The organism is Desertivirga brevis (genome assembly GCF_017355835.1).
The window spans coordinates 105,212-122,917 of record NZ_JAFEWF010000005.1 but is presented as its reverse complement, the minus strand read 5'-3'; the positions used below and the strand labels follow the sequence as shown (position 1 = coordinate 122,917).

Annotated in this window: 15 protein-coding genes; 11 read left to right on the top strand and 4 right to left on the bottom strand. The window is 41.5% G+C overall.

Annotation, left to right across the window (positions count from 1 at the left end; genetic code table 11):
* Positions 1–6 precede the first annotated feature (6 nt).
* From J4N25_RS13450 to J4N25_RS27140, 5 genes are all read left to right on the top strand, one after another.
* Positions 7–474: a hypothetical protein gene (locus J4N25_RS13450; protein WP_207420183.1), complete on the top strand. Its 468-nt coding sequence runs from the start codon at positions 7–9 to the stop codon at positions 472–474.
* A 755-nt stretch (positions 475–1,229) separates the two neighbouring features.
* The gene (locus J4N25_RS13445; RefSeq protein ID WP_207420182.1) at positions 1,230–2,243 is read left to right on the top strand and encodes an SDR family NAD(P)-dependent oxidoreductase; all 1,014 of its coding nucleotides are present in this window, start codon (positions 1,230–1,232) and stop codon (positions 2,241–2,243) included.
* Positions 2,244–2,328: 85 nt separating this feature from the next.
* A complete protein-coding gene (locus J4N25_RS13440) occupies positions 2,329–2,973 on the top strand; it encodes a DUF2652 domain-containing protein (protein ID WP_207420175.1) in 645 nt (214 codons plus the stop codon).
* A 47-nt stretch (positions 2,974–3,020) separates the two neighbouring features.
* On the top strand, positions 3,021–3,290 hold the full coding sequence (locus tag J4N25_RS26785; RefSeq protein ID WP_242695744.1) for a hypothetical protein: 270 nt from the start codon (positions 3,021–3,023) through the stop codon (positions 3,288–3,290).
* Positions 3,291–3,320: 30 nt separating this feature from the next.
* On the top strand, positions 3,321–3,836 hold the full coding sequence (locus J4N25_RS27140; protein WP_369410815.1) for a helix-turn-helix domain-containing protein: 516 nt from the start codon (positions 3,321–3,323) through the stop codon (positions 3,834–3,836).
* Between the two features lie 279 nt (positions 3,837–4,115).
* Here J4N25_RS27140 and J4N25_RS13430 read toward each other — a convergent pair whose 3' ends face one another.
* The gene (locus J4N25_RS13430; RefSeq protein WP_207420174.1) at positions 4,116–5,024 is read right to left on the bottom strand and encodes an alpha/beta fold hydrolase; all 909 of its coding nucleotides are present in this window, start codon (positions 5,022–5,024) and stop codon (positions 4,116–4,118) included.
* 244 nt (positions 5,025–5,268) lie between these two features.
* Complete coding sequence (locus J4N25_RS13425) at positions 5,269–6,162, bottom strand: helix-turn-helix domain-containing protein (RefSeq protein WP_207420173.1); 894 nt, start codon at positions 6,160–6,162, stop codon at positions 5,269–5,271.
* Between the two features lie 191 nt (positions 6,163–6,353).
* Here J4N25_RS13425 and J4N25_RS13420 point away from each other — a divergent pair, with 191 nt between their 5' ends.
* From J4N25_RS13420 to J4N25_RS13400, 5 genes are all read left to right on the top strand, one after another.
* Positions 6,354–7,313 carry an L-threonylcarbamoyladenylate synthase gene (locus J4N25_RS13420; RefSeq protein WP_207420172.1) on the top strand — a complete coding sequence of 320 codons (960 nt, stop codon included), beginning with the start codon at positions 6,354–6,356 and terminating at the stop codon, positions 7,311–7,313.
* Between the two features lie 121 nt (positions 7,314–7,434).
* Complete coding sequence (locus J4N25_RS13415; RefSeq protein ID WP_207420163.1) at positions 7,435–9,762, top strand: TonB-dependent receptor; 2,328 nt, start codon at positions 7,435–7,437, stop codon at positions 9,760–9,762.
* Between the two features lie 3 nt (positions 9,763–9,765).
* Positions 9,766–10,596: a DUF4249 domain-containing protein gene (locus J4N25_RS13410; RefSeq protein WP_207420162.1), complete on the top strand. Its 831-nt coding sequence runs from the start codon at positions 9,766–9,768 to the stop codon at positions 10,594–10,596.
* Positions 10,597–10,725: 129 nt separating this feature from the next.
* The gene (locus tag J4N25_RS13405; protein WP_207420161.1) at positions 10,726–12,738 is read left to right on the top strand and encodes a BCCT family transporter; all 2,013 of its coding nucleotides are present in this window, start codon (positions 10,726–10,728) and stop codon (positions 12,736–12,738) included.
* 101 nt (positions 12,739–12,839) lie between these two features.
* Positions 12,840–15,149, top strand: a complete 2,310-nt coding sequence (locus J4N25_RS13400; protein ID WP_207420160.1) for a S41 family peptidase — start codon at positions 12,840–12,842, stop codon at positions 15,147–15,149.
* Between the two features lie 322 nt (positions 15,150–15,471).
* On the opposite strand, the gene J4N25_RS13395 is transcribed toward J4N25_RS13400, so the two are convergent.
* Together J4N25_RS13395 and J4N25_RS13390 are read right to left on the bottom strand one after the other, a co-directional pair.
* On the bottom strand, positions 15,472–16,047 hold the full coding sequence (locus J4N25_RS13395; protein ID WP_207420159.1) for a Crp/Fnr family transcriptional regulator: 576 nt from the start codon (positions 16,045–16,047) through the stop codon (positions 15,472–15,474).
* A gap of 46 nt (positions 16,048–16,093) precedes the next feature.
* The gene (locus tag J4N25_RS13390) at positions 16,094–16,540 is read right to left on the bottom strand and encodes a DoxX family protein (RefSeq protein WP_207420158.1); all 447 of its coding nucleotides are present in this window, start codon (positions 16,538–16,540) and stop codon (positions 16,094–16,096) included.
* 168 nt (positions 16,541–16,708) lie between these two features.
* On the opposite strand from J4N25_RS13390, the gene J4N25_RS13385 reads away from it, so the two are divergent.
* Positions 16,709–17,647: a proline dehydrogenase family protein gene (locus J4N25_RS13385; RefSeq protein ID WP_207420156.1), complete on the top strand. Its 939-nt coding sequence runs from the start codon at positions 16,709–16,711 to the stop codon at positions 17,645–17,647.
* Positions 17,648–17,706: the final 59 nt, after the last annotated feature.

Sequence of the window (17,706 nt, the reverse complement as noted above, 5' to 3'; positions counted from 1 at the left end):
GATACCATGAGAACCTATGTGAATATAGCCTTATATCCCTTAGCTCTGACGCTGGTGTTATCGTCATGTAATAACGATAATGCTCCTGGATTGGCTCCAGAAGATTTATTTGATAATGATGAGCTAAAAGTGATCAGCTCTGTTATTAATGAGAAAAAAGGCACTATTTCTATTATTTATGGGAACGATCTAGCCTTCCAATCTGCAAAGGATGAAAGCAAGCAGCATTATGAAGGGGAACTATATAAAATGGTTACCTGGAAACAAAAACCGATGCCTCATTGGTATGGAACAGATATGAATGGCGCTATAGTTTCAGTTGAAACGGTTGAAGTTTCGAAAAAAGCGGACGGCGAACTGTCTTTCAATTACCATGTTGAACCTGGTCCCAATAAAGAGGCAATTCCCAAAGATCACGACAAGGAAAGAAGGTCGGCTTTTATTGTTAATCAACGGGCTGCTGTGTTTCCCTAGGTGATTCAGAGTGTTAGTGGTCCAGGTTTCAGGGTTTGAAAAATCAGCCCCACAATACTCCGTTATAGGACTTGAAGTTTAACTCTATTGAAAAATACTGTAATTTGCAGTTGAAGTTGAAACAGTAACGGCTTATTACATTTGCAGATGTCGAATATCATGGCCAAAACAATCAAACGGATACTTAATTCGAGAACACTATACTTTCATTTTACCATAGTTTTCCTGTTAAACCTCATTCTCTGCTCCTTACTTTATGTGCTAATCATCCCTATTGTCTATTGGTTGCTTTTCGGAGAGGGTGCAGAATCACAGAGAATTGAAAGCCTGCCACTAAATGTTTTTATTGAAAATTGGGGTGCTCTTTTGGCGGTATTAATGGTCTGTTTTGTATTGCTGTACTTTAATCTTATGAAGGGAAATTCCAGCCATGCAAAGTCATACCTGTTAGTTGCCTTTCTCATAACTAGTCTGTATCTCTTTAGAGTGGGAATTGCTAGCTTCTTATTTGAACTGTTTCGATAAGAGATTCAACTTTCAGGTTTACCTCTACCCTACTTATTGATTTCTCCCTTTCAAGCTTGGACTAAGTATTCGACTTTGCGCCACTCTTCTTAATTCCCCTGTAACGCAAAAATCCCTAACGTAATCCCTTCCCCTCATGACATTTTCAACAAAGTAAATTGACTGCCTGAACAAAACTGCCCCTTCCTGAACCGCCTACATTTGTTCTATATCATTTAACAAAAAACAAAATGGAAAAGAACAATTATCAAGGTGCGTTACAGACTCCAATTGCCTCAGGATTTAACGCTCAATCACCAGCTGCTGAAGTGATCCAAGGAATTGACCTGACTGGAAAAATAGCAATTGTAACTGGAGGTAATACAGGTATTGGACTGGAGACAACCAAGGTTCTGGCATCAGCAGGGGCAACGGTGGTCGTTCCAGCGAGAGACATTGAAAAAGCAAAGCGAAATTTAGAGGGCATTCCAAATGTAGAGATCGCTGCAATGGATTTAACCAAGCCAGAGACTATTGATGCATTTGCAGGTGAATTTCTTGCTTCGGGCAGACCTCTTCATTTGCTGATTAATAATGCCGGTATAATGTGGGTTCCTTTACAAAGGGATAGTCGGGGTATCGAATCTCAATTAGCAACAAACTACTTAGGACAGTATCAGCTGGTAGCCAGGTTATGGCCTGCGCTTAAAGCAGCCGGTGGTGCAAGGGTTGTAAATGTATCTTCTTATGGGCATCAAATGGCGCCTTTCGATTTCGAAGATCCTAATTTTGAGCACAGGGAATACCAAACGCTGCTGGGTTATGGGCAGTCGAAAACAGCTAGCAACCTGTTCGCTCTTGAACTGGATAATCGCGCCAAATCCTTTAATGTAAGAGCATATTCTTTACATCCTGGCTCTATCGCAGGTACAGAACTAGGTCGGCAAGCGGACATGGAACTTTTCAAACAGATGGGCTTCTTTGATGAAAATGGCAATATGCGTGAGGAGATCCTTGCAAGTCTTAAAAGCATTCCTCAAGGTGCAGCTACAACAATTTGGTGTGCCACTAGTCCCTTGCTAGCTGATATAGGTGGTGTTTATTGCGAAGATGGAGACATTGCGGAATTAGACCTCGGCCATTTTACAGCAGGTAACGGTCTCGGTGAACGAGGTGTACAACCCTACTCCCTGGATGAGACAAATGCTAAAAAACTCTGGAACCTCAGCGAACAGATGACAGGCATAAGGTTCGAAGTGAATTAGCTTGAATGCCCCTTCCCCGGTGGGCTTAATGAGCGGAGGCTTAAATGGTATCGCTATCTGATATAATGAAAAAATACAAACTATCATGATTAACATATTTAACAGAATTAAAGCAGTAACAAAGAGGGCTTACACAAATGGTCAGCCCGACCGGAAGGGCCTGGTATTTATACCAGATATCAGCGGATTCACAGAACTTGTGGGAAGCACAGACCAGATAACGGGAAGAAGCATAACCTATGAACTACTTTCATCAATCATCCAAAATAATAAATTGGATTTGGAGGTAGCCGAGATCGAGGGCGACGCAGTATTCTTTTTCAAATGGCAACAGCTACCAGATACCGATGAAATTATGGAACAGTTTAAAGCGATGAAAACTGCTTTTGATCAAACCAGGGCGACTTTAGAAATAAAATACAACCTGAAATTGAACCTGGAACTTAAGGCTGTAGCCCATTATGGACCAATGAGCGAGTATTACCTGGGTGGGTTTAGAAAGCTATACGGACAAGTGGTTGTGGAAGCTCACCGGCTGCTAAAAAATAAGGTTCCGCAAACCTCCTATCTTTTGATCACCGATGAACTTTCTGAAGCCTGTGCAGGCAAAGATCTGGAAATCTTACAAGACGATAATGATCAGTCATCAAGGTTGTGCGAGATCTATCAGGACTTGCGGAATATCTGTTACAGCTACACCTCGTTCGAGAAATCCTTCGCAACCAACTAGTTGAAAAAGGAACTCATATCATTGACTAAAATAAATAACTTTAAAAAATGGAACATATATCCCGGTACTTAAGCAAGGAGATTAAGCTATCGTCTTATGAGGACAAGCTGTTCAAGTCGGACCTGATGTTTGACGACCATATGCTAGTCTGGTTCATTTCAGGCGAAACAAAGATTATCCAGTGGGATACAACCTTTTACTTCAGAACAGGAGATATCTTTCTTATTCCTAGAAATCAATTGGCCACTATTATTAATTACCCCAAAAACGGATTGCCTCATAAAACCGTGGTGATGCATTTATCGACTGAACGCTAAAAGAAATATTACGAGAAGATTGATGTCAGGGTGAAAAGGCAACCGGAACAAAAGATATTCAGTTTCAGCGGTCATCCATTAATAGAAAGCTGCTTAGCATCCCTAATACCTTACTTTGATGTAAAGGGTGAATTTCCAGAGGATATCGCTTCTCTGAAAATAACAGAAGCTGTAAGTATCCTCCGTACGATCGATCCGGGTGTTGATAGTGTTCTGGCAAATTTCGACGCTCCGGGTAAGATCGATTTGGTTGATTTTATGCAGCGGAACTTCATGTTTAACATGTCGCTGGAAAAACTGGGATACCTGACTGGCCGGAGTTTATCTACATTCAACAGGGATTTCAAAAAGCTATTTAATACCACCCCTCAGAAGTGGTTAACCGACAAAAGACTCGAGTTTGCTTATTATCATTTAGCGGAGAAAAAGAAGAAGCCCACAGAGGTGTACCTTGAAGTTGGATTTGAAGACCTCTCCCATTTCTCTTATATCTTTAAAAAGAAATATGGGGTTTCACCTAATCAATTAGTAGTTGGTGTGGGCTGATTGTTAAGCTTTTACTTTAAATCATTTACAGTATAGGTATAATTGATATTAATGTGTAGTTCAAGGGATGCTGAAATGAATTCAGCATGACGGTGCAAGGTGGGGATGTTCTTGTTTTGGTGCTGGTGACAGCGAGGTTATAAAGACCAAGAGATATTTAAATGAATTCAGCATAACGGTGCGAGGTGTTTTACTAAAAAAGGGAATAGATTAGCACCGGCCACCTATTCCCTTTATTTTGGAAATTAAACTTCCTGTAATTGGAGAGCTTTATCCTTCTTATGATTTTGCGAATTTCTCAAGCTCTGTGTTAAACTTATCCATTTCTTCAAGGAACAATGCGTGACCACTGTTCTCGAACTTAACAATGTAAGAGTTCTTTAGGCCTTTATGCAGTTGGTTAGCGAATTCGAATTCACACAACTTATCTTTTGTTCCGTGGAAAATAGCAACCGGGATTTTGATCTTAGCTAGTTCCGGACGAAGGTCAAGATCTCTTAATGCAGTGATCGATTGTGTAGTGGCATAAGGTGAAGCATCTGAGTTGATGCTGGCCAACCAGTTGGACACTGGTGCCGACAAGCTGTTTTCAGTGGCACCAAAGCTGTTTCCAAAGTCTACAATAAGCTGTTGTCTGTTGGTTTCTGTTGTTTTGATCAAACCTGCGGCCGCTTCATCAGACGCACCGAAAGGAAAATCAGCCCGTTGTTTCCATGATGGTGCTGCAGCAGCGAACAGTGCCAGCTTACTGATATGCGCCCCATTATATTTAGCAGTATAATGAGTAACTACCGCTCCTCCCATTGAAAAGCCTCCGAGCACGGCTTTCTCTATATTCAGTTTCTCTAATACAACTTTAATATCGTCTGAGAAAACATCAAAGTTATACTTACCATAAGGCCTGTCTGATTTTCCAAATCCTCTTAATGAAATTCCGATCACTCTGAATCCTTTTTTAACAAGATATTGGTATTGGTACTCATACATAGCGTCGTTTAATGGCCAACCATGGATCAAAACAACTGGCTGTCCTTCACCTAAGTCTGTCACATGTAATTTGACATTCTTTTCTACCTCGATGTACTCTGCTCTGCCTGCTGAAGCGGGTGTTCTCTTTACCTGGGCACTAAGGTTTTTATTAAGGGTTAGTGCTGCTAGAAGACTGATGGTTAAGATAAGTGTTTTCATTGTTTTAGCTTTTAATTTATGTTTCTTTTTGTATTGTTATCAGTGAACAGTACAAAGGTGGGCAGAAACATGAGGCTGAGGAATGGACATATAGCTGAGTGTCTTGTAGATTTTTCCCTGGTACCATTAAAACTATTTTAATAGCCCTGAACCGGTGTAGTTTCAGATGGAAAAGGTAAATTATAGCGCTGCTTAGAGAGCTCGCTTTAACAGAAAGTTGTGAGGATGTATTTGAATTTAGTCCTTAAGCCTCCGATGCAAGATATGCAGGACCAGCATCCAGTTGACCTTGACCTAAATACTTCGACTTGAATCCTGAAGGCGATTCGCCGGTTTTTATTAAGAACAAACGGCTGAAGTAAGCCGGATCATCGTATCCTAACTCATACGCAATCTCTTTTGCAGTCAGAGTGGTATGTACTAGAAGTCTTTTAGCCTCGAGAATGATCCGGTTCTTGATCACATCATTTGGGGCAGGAAGATTCATCCGTTTGAATTTATGAGTAAGGGTTTTAGGCGCGACCAGCATCAAGTCGGCATAGTCTGCTACGGTATGTTTCTGCTTATAATGGGCCTCAACTAATTGGGTAAACTGTCTAAAAGCGTCAGGGTCATTGTTCTGATCGGTGAGCACCCCGTTTAGATGCTGCTTTTTCCAAAGCCTTGTGGATTTGATAAACAACTGCTTTAGATAGGTGCGAAGCATTTCCTCTTGTGAGGAATCTTTTAGCTCAAACTCGCTTTGGATTTGGGTGAAAAGATGATTGATGAACGCGGCGTCCTGCTCAGGTACCACTGTCATAGGCATATTATTAATGTTATTATACAGCAGGCCGTCGCAAGCTACTTCCTCATCATGGATCTGGATACAATAGAAATCACGATTATAAAATATAAAATAGCCCTGCTCCGTGCAGAGAGCTTCAATACTTAGAACCTGATTGGGACTTATAAAGAATAGCGAAGGCTCTCCAGTATGGTAAATAGTAAAGTCGACTTTGATACTGCATCCTTTAGGTAAGTACATGGCCTTGATGTACGATTTGTAAGCCTCAGAATTGATAAGTTTAAGACTATCCTCATTCACATGTAGTAAACCGATAGTTTTAAGGCTGGCTTCAAAAATGTTATTCGTCATTGTGTTGATGTAAGAAAGCGACTAGACAGCAAGGTAATGAATTATATTCACTCCATTTGCTTCATCGCGAACAAGCATTACTTTGTGATTTGTGCTAATTCGCCCTCATTCTATCCTGAAAAGTACTATTGACACTTGTTTACGCCAAAGTATTTTCACAATGATATTGCAACGATCAGTAAATTTGCGGCATGTCTAGTCCGGAAATTTCAAAAGCTGCGAAAATGTTGCAACAAGGGGAAGTTGTTGTTATCCCCACGGAAACAGTATACGGCTTAGCTGCAAATATTTATGATGCTACTGCGGTACGTTCAATTTTTGAGTTGAAAGGACGGCCATCAAACAATCCCCTTATCGTACACATCAAATCCTTCGAAGTGCTGAGTGAAGTGGCAAAGAACATTCCGGATACGGCATTAAAATTGGCCAGTCATTTCTGGCCGGGTCCTCTTACGCTCGTGTTGGAAAAGCAAGATACGATTTTAGACGTGATAACCGCCGGAGGTAACACGGTTGCCGTGCGAATGCCTAATCACCCTATAGCTCTCAACTTGTTGCAGGAAACAGGATTTCCGCTGGCTGCTCCAAGCGCCAATCCTTCGAACTATATAAGTCCGACAAGTGCAGAGAACGTTAGAAAAGCGTTTGGTGAAAGAGCTCCCTTTATTCTGGATGGGGGGCCATGCCAGAAAGGAATTGAATCTACCGTAGTGGGTTTTAAGTCGGACGGTGTTTACCTTTATCGCCATGGTGCAATAACGAAAGAAGCGCTGGAAGCAGCACTGGATGGTGTGGAGATAAAAACTATCACACATGAATCTGCCAGCCCTGCATCACCTGGCATGCTTCTAAAACATTACTCCCCAAGAGCAAAATTGATCCATACTGCTGATGTGAAACAACACCTGCTTAATGTGCAGGGAAAGCAAGTAGGCGTGCTTTCCTTCAACACTCATTACACCCATCCTGCTATTGCCCATCAGCTCATCTTATCGCCATCAGGTAATCTGGAAGAAGCCGCACAAGGCCTATTCAATGCTCTGTATGAGCTTGACTCTAAAGGACTGGACATTATCCTGGCTGAAGTATTTCCTGAAGAAGGCCTTGGCCTGGCAATAAATGACCGACTAGGAAGAGCTGCAGCAGAATAGGTTGAGCATCAGCTCGTATTTTTCGTTAACCATCCGCCATCAAGATTGATTCCATAAATCCTGTAACAAATTAAAATTTACCGCATCTTAGCGGTACATTTTTTACGACAAATAAAGGTTGATGAATCAATTTAAAAAGGTTGGCGTACTTATTCTGGCATTACTTTCATTTGCGGGATATGGATTCGCCCAAAATAACTTTACTATTTCGGGGGTCGTCAAAGATTCTACCTCCGGAGAAACTTTAATTGGTGCAACGATAAAGCTTAGGGGAGCTAAAGATAACGCTACAACCACTAATGCATACGGTTATTATTCATTGAGCGTACCAAAGGGAGACTATAGTCTGACAGTTAGCTATATCGGTTACCAAACTCTTACCCGGTCTTTAAACCTAAATAAGAATACTCGCTTCGACCTTTCCCTAAAAGCAAATAATGAGCTGGCAGAGGTGGTAATTACTTCAGAGCGAAAAGACATTAATGTTTCAAGTGCCCAGATGGGGCTTGCCAAACTGAACATGGCTGAAGTGGAGAATGTTCCGGTTTTATTTGGGGAACGTGATATTATCAAAACACTCCAGCTTCTTCCCGGGATAAAATCAGCAGGTGAAGGTAATAGCGGGTTTTACGTTCGAGGTGGATCAATTGACCATAACCTGATCCTGTTGGATGAAGCTCCTGTTTATAATGCCTCCCATCTCCTGGGTTTCTTTTCTACCTTCAACTCAGATGCGATAAAAGATGTAGCTGTTTATAAAGGCGGAATGCCTGCTCAATATGGTGGAAGATTGGCCTCTGTATTGGATATCCGCATGAATGACGGTAACCAGAACGACATCGGAGTAGAAGGTGGTTTGGGATTGATCTCATCCCGGTTAAAGGTGGAAGGCCCGTTGATCAAGGATAAAAGCTCGTTTATTATCAGCGGACGAAGAACTTATGCTGATGCATTTCTAAAATTGGCTCCAGACACCTCCATTAGAAATAACGTGTTGTATTTCTACGATCTAAATGCCAAAGTGAATTACCGCATAAACGAGAATAATACACTTTACCTCTCCGGGTATTTTGGAAGGGATGAACTAGGGCTGAACAAAACCTTCGGCTTCGATTGGGGTAACTCTACCGCTACTCTTCGCTGGAACCATTTGTTCAATAACCGTTTATTCTCAAACACATCGCTCATCTATAGCAATTACAATTACGTAATTCAGAGCTTTATTGAGCAGAGCGATTTTAAAGTAAAGTCGGCTATCCAGGATTATAATCTTAAACAGGATTTTCAATACTCTCTGAACCAGCATAATCTTCGCTTTGGTCTTGATGTGATACACCATACCATAAGACCTGGTAAGATCACGGCAAGTGAGGCCTCGTCGGTAAATGATGATCAGATTCAAAACCGCACAGGTCTGGAAACTGCAATCTATATTTCGGATGAGTGGAAGGTTAGCGACAAACTAAATATTACTTACGGCCTTCGCGGCAGTGCGTTTTCAGCTTTTGGTCCCGGTGATTTTAGGACCTATGACAGGGACGGAAATACAATTGGTACCGGCACTTATGCAGGAGGAGAAATTGTTAAAACGTATATAAACCCCGAACCACGTATTTCTGCAAGTTATCAGTTGAGAAAATCCAGTTCTCTAAAGGCCTCTTATACGAGGAACACGCAGAACTTGCACTTGATGTCAAATTCCACATCCACCTCTCCTACTGATCTGTATGTAATGAACAGTAACAACATCAAACCCGAAATTGCGGATCAGGTGGCCGTGGGATACTTCCGGAACTTTAACAATGACAGATACGAGTTTTCTGCAGAGGTCTATTATAAAAGCATGGCTAATCAGATAGAGTACCGCAGTGGTACCGATCTGCGAGGTAACAATAATGTGGAGGGTGATCTGTTGTATGGCGATGGCCGGGCATACGGACTAGAATTGTTCCTTAAAAAGCGATTCGGAAAATTGAATGGCTGGGTTGGTTATACCCTATCCCGTACGGAGCGTCAGTTTGACGATATTAATGGCGGCACCTGGTTCCCGTCAAAGCAGGATCGAACTCATGACCTTTCCCTGGTGGGCATTTACAAGGCAAGCAAGCGGTGGACACTTTCATCAACATTCGTTTATAATACAGGCAATGCCGTTACCTTCCCTAACGGGAAATATCAGTTGAAAGGCAAAACTGTATTTTATTATTCGGAGAGGAACGCCGACCGTCTGCCGGATTATCACCGGCTGGATCTGGCTGCTACATTGGAAGCGAAGCCTGGGAAAAAACTGCAGTCGAGCTGGTCGTTTGGGATTTACAATTTGTACAACAGGCAAAACACTTATACAATGGACTTCAGGGACGATCCGGATGACGCAACAAAGACTCAAGCTGTACGAACTACACTGTTCGGTATTATCCCATCTGTTACCTGGAACTTCAAGTTTTAAATTATGAAAGTATCTCAATTGATCGCATTGACATATAAGAAATCAGAAGCAAAGGTTTTTACGCTGCTTCTACTTGCAGGTATATTATTTGCAAGTTGTGAAAAAGTAGTAGACATTGATCTAAAGGATTCAGAACCTAAACTGGTTATTGAAGCCGAGGTAAATGATTTGGACACCAATCACGTGGTAAGGATTTCTAAAACCATTCCCTTTACTGAAACAAACAGGTTCAATAGTCTTTCAGGGGCCCAGGTGGTGCTAAGTACTCCCGGGGGACAGAAGATTACTTTCACCGAAACCGAAAAAGGCGTTTACAAAAGTCCAAAGTTTGCAGGAGTGCCCGGAACGAGATATGTGCTTGATGTAAACGTGGAAGGTAAAGTGTATACCGCAAGTTCTACCATGCCGTTAGCCGTAAAACTGGATTCACTGGGCTTTAGAAAACTGTCTTTTTTTGGCGAGGAAGTGATTGTTCCACTTGCTTATTACAAAGATCCCAAAGAAGCGAAAAATCAGTACTTGTTCAGGATAAAAGCCAAGGATGAAGAAGTACAGGAATCCCTTACCGAAGACCGGTTTACTAACGGGAATAATGTTACTGAAACGCTTTTTACCGATCTTGATGAGCTTGCAGAAGGTGATTCCCTGGAAGTTGAAATGCGTGGGCTGGATTTGCCTGTTTATAAATATTACTTCGCCATTGCGCAAATTTCCGGAGAAGGCGGTCCACCTGTAGCCCCCTCCAATCCCAATTCGAATTTCAATAACGGCGCGTTGGGGATTTTCAGTGCTCATACCATTTTTACCTTGAAGGCGGTGGTTAAGTTGAAGTAAATTACGTGAGTGATAGCGCTTAGAGGGCTGCGGAAAACAGGCGCATATGTATATTACAGTACTTTAGATCGGAGCCTAAAATAATCTTGACAACAAAAAACCTGTTGTGAAGGTTAAGGATAAAGTTCTATGGTTCAACGCAATTTAAAATCAACCCTCGACAGAGACATTACCGTTCCAGGCCTAACATTCATTATTGGCGTTTGCCTCCTTTCGGTCTTTTTCCCTCAGGGTACCGAGGAGGTTTTAAACCATATAAAACAATTCATCTTTGTTAATTTGAATTGGGTTTATGTTTGGTCTGTTACCATATTTGTGATCTTTTTGGTCTATTTGATGTTCAGTAAATACGGGGACATCAAATTAGGGTCTAACGACAGTAAGCCTGAGTATTCATTCTTTTCATGGATCTCTATGTTGTTTGCCGCGGGGATGGGAATTGGGCTTATGTACTTTGCTGTTGCCGAACCAATTTCTCATTACTCAACCGAAGCTTTTGGGAAATATTATATCAACAGAGCAAAGAACGCACAACTGTACACGTTCTTCCACTGGGGGATCCATGCTTGGGCTGTTTATGGTCTTGTTGGACTTTCGTTAGCTTATTTCGCATACAGGTACCGCTTGCCTCTATCACTTAGAAGTTGCCTTTATCCACTGTTGAAAGGAAAAGTAAATGGAAAATGGGGAACTGCTATTGATGTTTTTGCTTTGTGCAGCACTTTTTTCGGAATTACCACTACTCTCGGATTTGGGGTAGTACAGATTAATTCTGGTTTGAAAACCCTCGGGATCTTACCTGAAACGAGTTTTGGATACCAAGTTGGAATTGTAGCGGTATTAGTTTCATTTGCTATTTTTTCAGCAACGTCCGGGGTGAATAAAGGAATAAAAATACTTAGCAATATCAATATTGGAGCATCTATTGTGCTGCTTCTTTTTGTTTTAGCCGTGGGGCCGACCGTGTATTTGATCGGCAGCTTTACGGATGGCTTAGGTAATTACATTAACAATTTTTTTAATATCACCTTTAATACTCACGTGTACGAAGAGGAAACGCTCCCCTGGTTTTACAACTGGAGTATCCTCTACTGGGCTTGGTGGATCTCATGGGCACCATTCGTAGGCTTATTTATTGCCCGCATATCAAAGGGCCGTACCATTAAATCCTTCGTCTCCGCTGTACTGATCCTTCCCACCTTATTTAATTTTATATGGTTCTCTATTTTCGGGAATAGTGCCATCTGGCTCGACTTCAACATTACAGGTGGGGCATTAAGCGAATTGGTTAACGATCCTGACGCCCTGATGTTCCGATTTTTGGAGTTGCTGCCAATGCCGTTTATCTCCAGTTTTTTGGTGATCACCATCATCGTTATCTTTTTCATGACTTCGGCCGATTCGGGCATATTGGTAATGGATAGTATCGCAACGAGAAACTCGGGAAAGTCGCCAGTTTGGCAGAAGGTATTCTGGGGTGTTTTATTAGCCGTACTAGCATTGATGTTATTAAATGCAGGTGGATTACAAGCATTGCAAACGATGACCCTGATCACTGCTTTACCATTTTCACTGATCATGTTGCTGTTTACCGTTGCTTTGATGAAAGGCCTTGTGATCGACTATAAGTATTATCAACGCGGTTTTTCGGTATCAACTGTTCCCTGGTCGGGCGATTTGTGGAGGCAACGATTAAAGGAGATCATTTCGTTTAAAAACCGCCCATCTGTTGACGAGTTCATAAAGGTTAATGCCCTGGAAGCTTTTATGGAACTTAAAAAAGAGTTCGCTACTAATGGCATTGACGTGAAGATAAAGTCAAGTCAGAACCCTGAAAGGATTGAATTGGAGATCTCGCATGATGTTGTGAACAATTTCATTTATGGTGTAAAAAGCCAGGTAAGAATGGTTTCAGAGCACTTGATAGACGACCATAACCTTCCTGAATTGCAGGACAAGCAAATCTATTATCCCAAAACCTTTTTTGGGGATTCGAGGGAAGGTTATAATGTGCAGTATTTTACGAAAAATGAACTGATAAGCGACGTACTTAAGCATTACGAACGCTTTTTGGATATTGTGGCAGAAACGGCAAACGAAATGTTTATCAGCAGCGATGCTAATAAAAACAAGGAAACCTAGTTTCAAAAAAAGGCGCGAAGGAATTAAAGATGTTAACCTGTGTTAAATTTCTGGGTATTAAACAATAATCGGTTAATTTCAAAGCTTTAATCCTAAGCATTATGAAAAATCTCCTATCCTTAGTTCTTATTGTTTTACCCTTTACGGTTTTTCCTCAAGTGCCCGGACAGCAGAAGATCAACAATTTGGCGACCTTTGGCCGCTTGTATGGTTACGTTCGATATTTTCATCCTTCAGATGTGGCAGCAACAATAAATTGGGACCGCTTCCTGTATTATGGTGCAAAAACAGTGGAAACAGCAAAAAACAGGCAAGAACTAGAAAAGAAGCTTAATTTTCTTTTCAATCCTATTGCGCCTTCTGTAATTATATCAGCCCGCCCTGCTTTTCAGTTTCCCCAAAATGCACTAACACCACCTGCTGAAACTCAAGTGCAGGATATTTATTGGCAGCATTACGGCTTTGGCGGTTCTAATAACCAACTATATAAGAGTGTACGCGTTAACAGATCCTCCCCCGACAATATAAAATCTCATGGCTTTGGTACCGCAACCAGAGGCATAGATGCAGTTCCCTATAGAGGAAAACGCTTCAGGTTACGTTCTATGATTAAAACCGATGGATCCGGAGGTAGCGGACAAATGTGGGTAAGGGTAGATCGAGACGGTAATAAGATGGGCTTCTTTGACAATATGGATTCCCGTCCCGTTACTAAAACCCAATGGGGGCGTTACGAAACGACGGGAACTGTAGATAAGGACGCCATGGCAATAGCTTTTGGAGTATTTCTTAGCGGCAAAGGTAAAGTTTGGGCGGATAATTTCATTCTTGAATTTGAAGACCAGGGAAAATGGAAAGTGCATGAACTGAAAAACTCTTCTTTTGAAACTTCGGCTGCAAAAGCCGAGGATTGGAACACTGCTTCGCCCGGATATATTTACGAAGTAGTTGACGATGCTGCAACAGATGGAAAACGTTCCTTGCTAATTAGAAACAAGATAAACGAGACAATAGACACTGCTATATATAAGCAAAGACCGGCTTTTGGCGATTTTCTACAAAAGGATCTGGGATCCGGAATCTTGGTAATGATTCCACTTGTATTAAAAGGCTCAAGCACCCATACCTATCCTGTGGGCGATTCAACTGCGTTAAAAGCGATTCAAAGTGCTATGAATGCTTCATCTCCGCAGCAATTTAACCCTTCCGATCCTTATGTTCGGCTGGCAGGGGTAATTACTACATGGAATATCTTCAAGCATTTTTATCCCTACCATGATGAGATTGAAACGCGATGGGATGAACAATTACCGGCTTCCCTTACAACGGCCAGCACCATTAAGACCGGGAAAGAGTATCTTATATTGCTGCAGCAGCTTACTGAGAAACTGGCAGATGGCCATGTTTCCGTCAGTGGACCTGAAAGTCCCGAATGGTTTACAATTCCCGTAGCTCTTACCCTTGCTGAGGAGAAAATTGTTATAGATAAAGTTTATCATAACGATAAAACCATTCCGGAAGTACCTCTAAAACCAGGAGATGTCGTGCTTAAAGTAAATGGAAAGCCTGCATTGGACGCTTTGGATGAATTGAGGAGCAGGATCTCGGGTTCGAAGCAATGGAAAACTGATGTTGCCCTCAGACAGCTCTTCCTGGGGAAACAGGATTCGGAAATCCGCCTGGTTGTTCAACAAGTTGGCCAGGCAGAAAGAGAAGTCGTTCTTAAGAGAGCGCCGTTTAGTTCGACGAATGATAAGGAGGCGATCCGATATCTAGGAGACGATAATTATTACATCGATATCAGCACTGCCTCAATGGATAGTATCAGGGCCGCCTTACCTAACTTGTCGAAAGCAAAAGGGATCATCTGCGACCTTCGGGGCTATCCTAAAGGAAACCATGAACTGATCAATCACTTATTAACCGTGAAGGATACCAACAAATGGATGTTTGTGCCAAGAATTAGTTATCCCGACTATGAAAAAGTGAGCTTTGATTCGATGGGCTGGGATATGAAACCGAAGGAGCCGCACCTTTCAGGAAAGGTAGTTTTTCTTACTGGCGGCGGAGCAATCAGCTATGCAGAAAGCTATATGAGCTTTATCAAGCAGTATAAACTTGCTACAATAGTGGGACAGCCTACTGCCGGGGCTAACGGCAACGTGAATATGTTCAGGCTTCCCGGAAATTATATTGTGCGATTTACGGGAATGAAAGTTCGCCAACAGGATGGATCTCAACTACAGGCAAAAGGAATTCAACCGGATATACTGGTTGAACAAACTATAAAAGCAATTTCAGAAGGTCGGGACGAATACATGGAAAAAGCCCTTGAAATAATTAGCAGTTCCAAAACAGCGCCGGGCAATTCGATCCATTTTATGGACAGCCCTGTTAAGCAAAAGTTTTAGTGGGGTGAGAATCTTATACAGGCACAAAAATGTGTACTGAATTAGTTTTTCCATGCATGTGAATTTCATTATCTTGGGACTATGAGGTGAATTTTCTACTGGGGTACGAGTTTTTTGAAAAGTTTTCTGTCCTAATGAATACGCAAATAGGCTTAGCAAACCTACAGCCTAACCTAGGTGGCGAACAACGAGACGGAAGCCTGAGAAACAAGGCCTTTGGTTTTTCTATTGCTTATAGCTTTTAATAACCTATGACAATGCATAAATAGGAAACTAATCCCCTTACTCAACCCGGAATAATCATGCTTAATTCATGAATAAATTACTTTGTATGAAGTCTCTTTTTTATTTTGCTCAAGAACTCGGCAGACATCCCAAGGTATGCTGCTATTTCTTTTTGGGGCAATAGACGATCCAGTTGGGGATATTTTATTTGGAAGTTCAAATACCTTTCTTCAGCATTAGCAGATAGGTTTTGCAAAGTCCTCTCCTGAAAATTAGCGTAGGCGTTTTGGATAATGATTCTGAAATACCTCTCCAGTTGTGGTATTTCTTTCATTAAACTGGAGAGGTCGCCGTAAGATATTAGACCAACGGTTGTGTCTTCCATCGCTTGTGTGGTAAGTGTGGCTGGAACTTGCTTTATGAAGCTGTTAAAATCTCCAGCCCACCATCCTGGTACTCCAAATTGGATAATATGGCTTGCTCCCCGTATATCACTATAATAAGTCTTTATGGAACCCTTAAGAATAAAAATGTCATACCTGCAAACGTTACCCGGTGATACTAAAATTTCCCCGCGGCGATATTGCTTGGTCTTAAATCGCTCCAGGACCATTTGAGCCTCGTCTGCACTTAATTTTACATGTTTCCGAATGGATTCAAAAAGCAGTTCCACAAAGCAAACTTAACAAATATCTTTAGGGGATGTAGCCAGATTTCTTTTATGCTTTTTGAGCATATCTATTCCAGATCCACCGGTCTACAGAAAATCGTCCGGCTCCGTCCAACAGAAGAACAGAAGCAAGGCCGATTACCAGGAGATGGTACTCATACCCTTCTCCTCCTTGATGGCCAGTCCAATTCATAAAGAAACCATGGGAAAGGTGACTGGTAATTATCATGCCGATGAACATTACCATAGTAACAAAAGCACTAAACCTCACTAGAAAACCCGTGAGAAGAAGAATTGGCAACAATACTTCCAACACAATAACAGCAATACCGAGGACAGAAGGCAAGCCCATGCTTTCTGTAAAATAGGCCATGGTAGCGTTGAAACCATAACCACCAAAGTTCCCGAAGGCCATTTGTAAACCATGGGGTAAAATCACCAGAGCTAGTATTATGCGCGCTGCGAAACCTGATAACTGTGTAGTTGAGTTCAACATTTTCATTTTCTTGAAGATTAAATATTTTTGCAAATCTTCAATTTCCAGCCTTGAAAAAACTTGAACTGGTTCAAGTTTTTTGATAAGACTTTTTGAAAACTTTAGCCTCACATTGCTACCACTCTTCAAGGTCTAGAATACTTCATTATTAATACAAATACTATAAACATGAATACATTAATTGAAAATGCATCAGAAGCGCTAAGACAGATAGCGTTGAACCAGGAAGCTAAAAATTACATCCTAGAGAATAAAACTATTTACCATATTCTGAGAAAAGCTGCCGATCGGTATATAGGAGGAGAAACTCTTGACGAAGCTGCTTCGAAGCTGAAGCAGTACCTTTCAAGCGGATATAAAACATCTGTAGAGTATATGGGCGAAAATACCTCGACTAGTACCCTTGCAGAATTGGCAACAGAAGAATTTCTCAAAATAGCTGATCTTATAACAAGTCAGTCATTAAAAACATCGATAGCACTAGACCTATCCCACATAGGCTTAACTGTGTCGCGGGAACTTGCGCTCGAGAACTTGACCAAACTTTGTAATAGGGCTCAGATAAGTAATATAGAGGTAATGGCTAGCGCTGAAAATGTTAAATTGACAGATGATGTCCTTCGGGTTTACACGGAATTGGCCCCGAAATACAAAAACCTTGGAATCACGCTTCAGGCATATCTATATAGAACGAAAGATGATTTCCAGGAAATCCTAAAGTATCCCGGTCGGATACGGATTGTTAAAGGAGCCTTCGAAGCTCCGGAATCGATGATAATGCGCAGATCTCCTGAACTTAATACTGCTTTCCTAGGCTATATAGACCGTTTGCTATCAACACGCCACAAGTGTTCTATTGCAACCCATGATGATCTCATTCAGGATCAGTCTGAAAAACTTATCGAGCTGCATAGCCCACTGAACGAAGATTATGAGTTTGAAAGCCTCTATGGCATTCAGGCACAAAGACTGGCTAGATTGAAAAATAATGGACATCCCGCGAAGGTCTATTTTGTTTACGGCTCTGAATGGTTCCTTTATTTATTTAACAGACTTGCGGAAGAGCCCTCAAACGTTTATCAGGCCATTTCGGATCTTGTAAAATAAAAGTGATCTTCAATTTGTGCGTTCCTTTAATACAGCAACAATCTTTTTTAAATTTATCA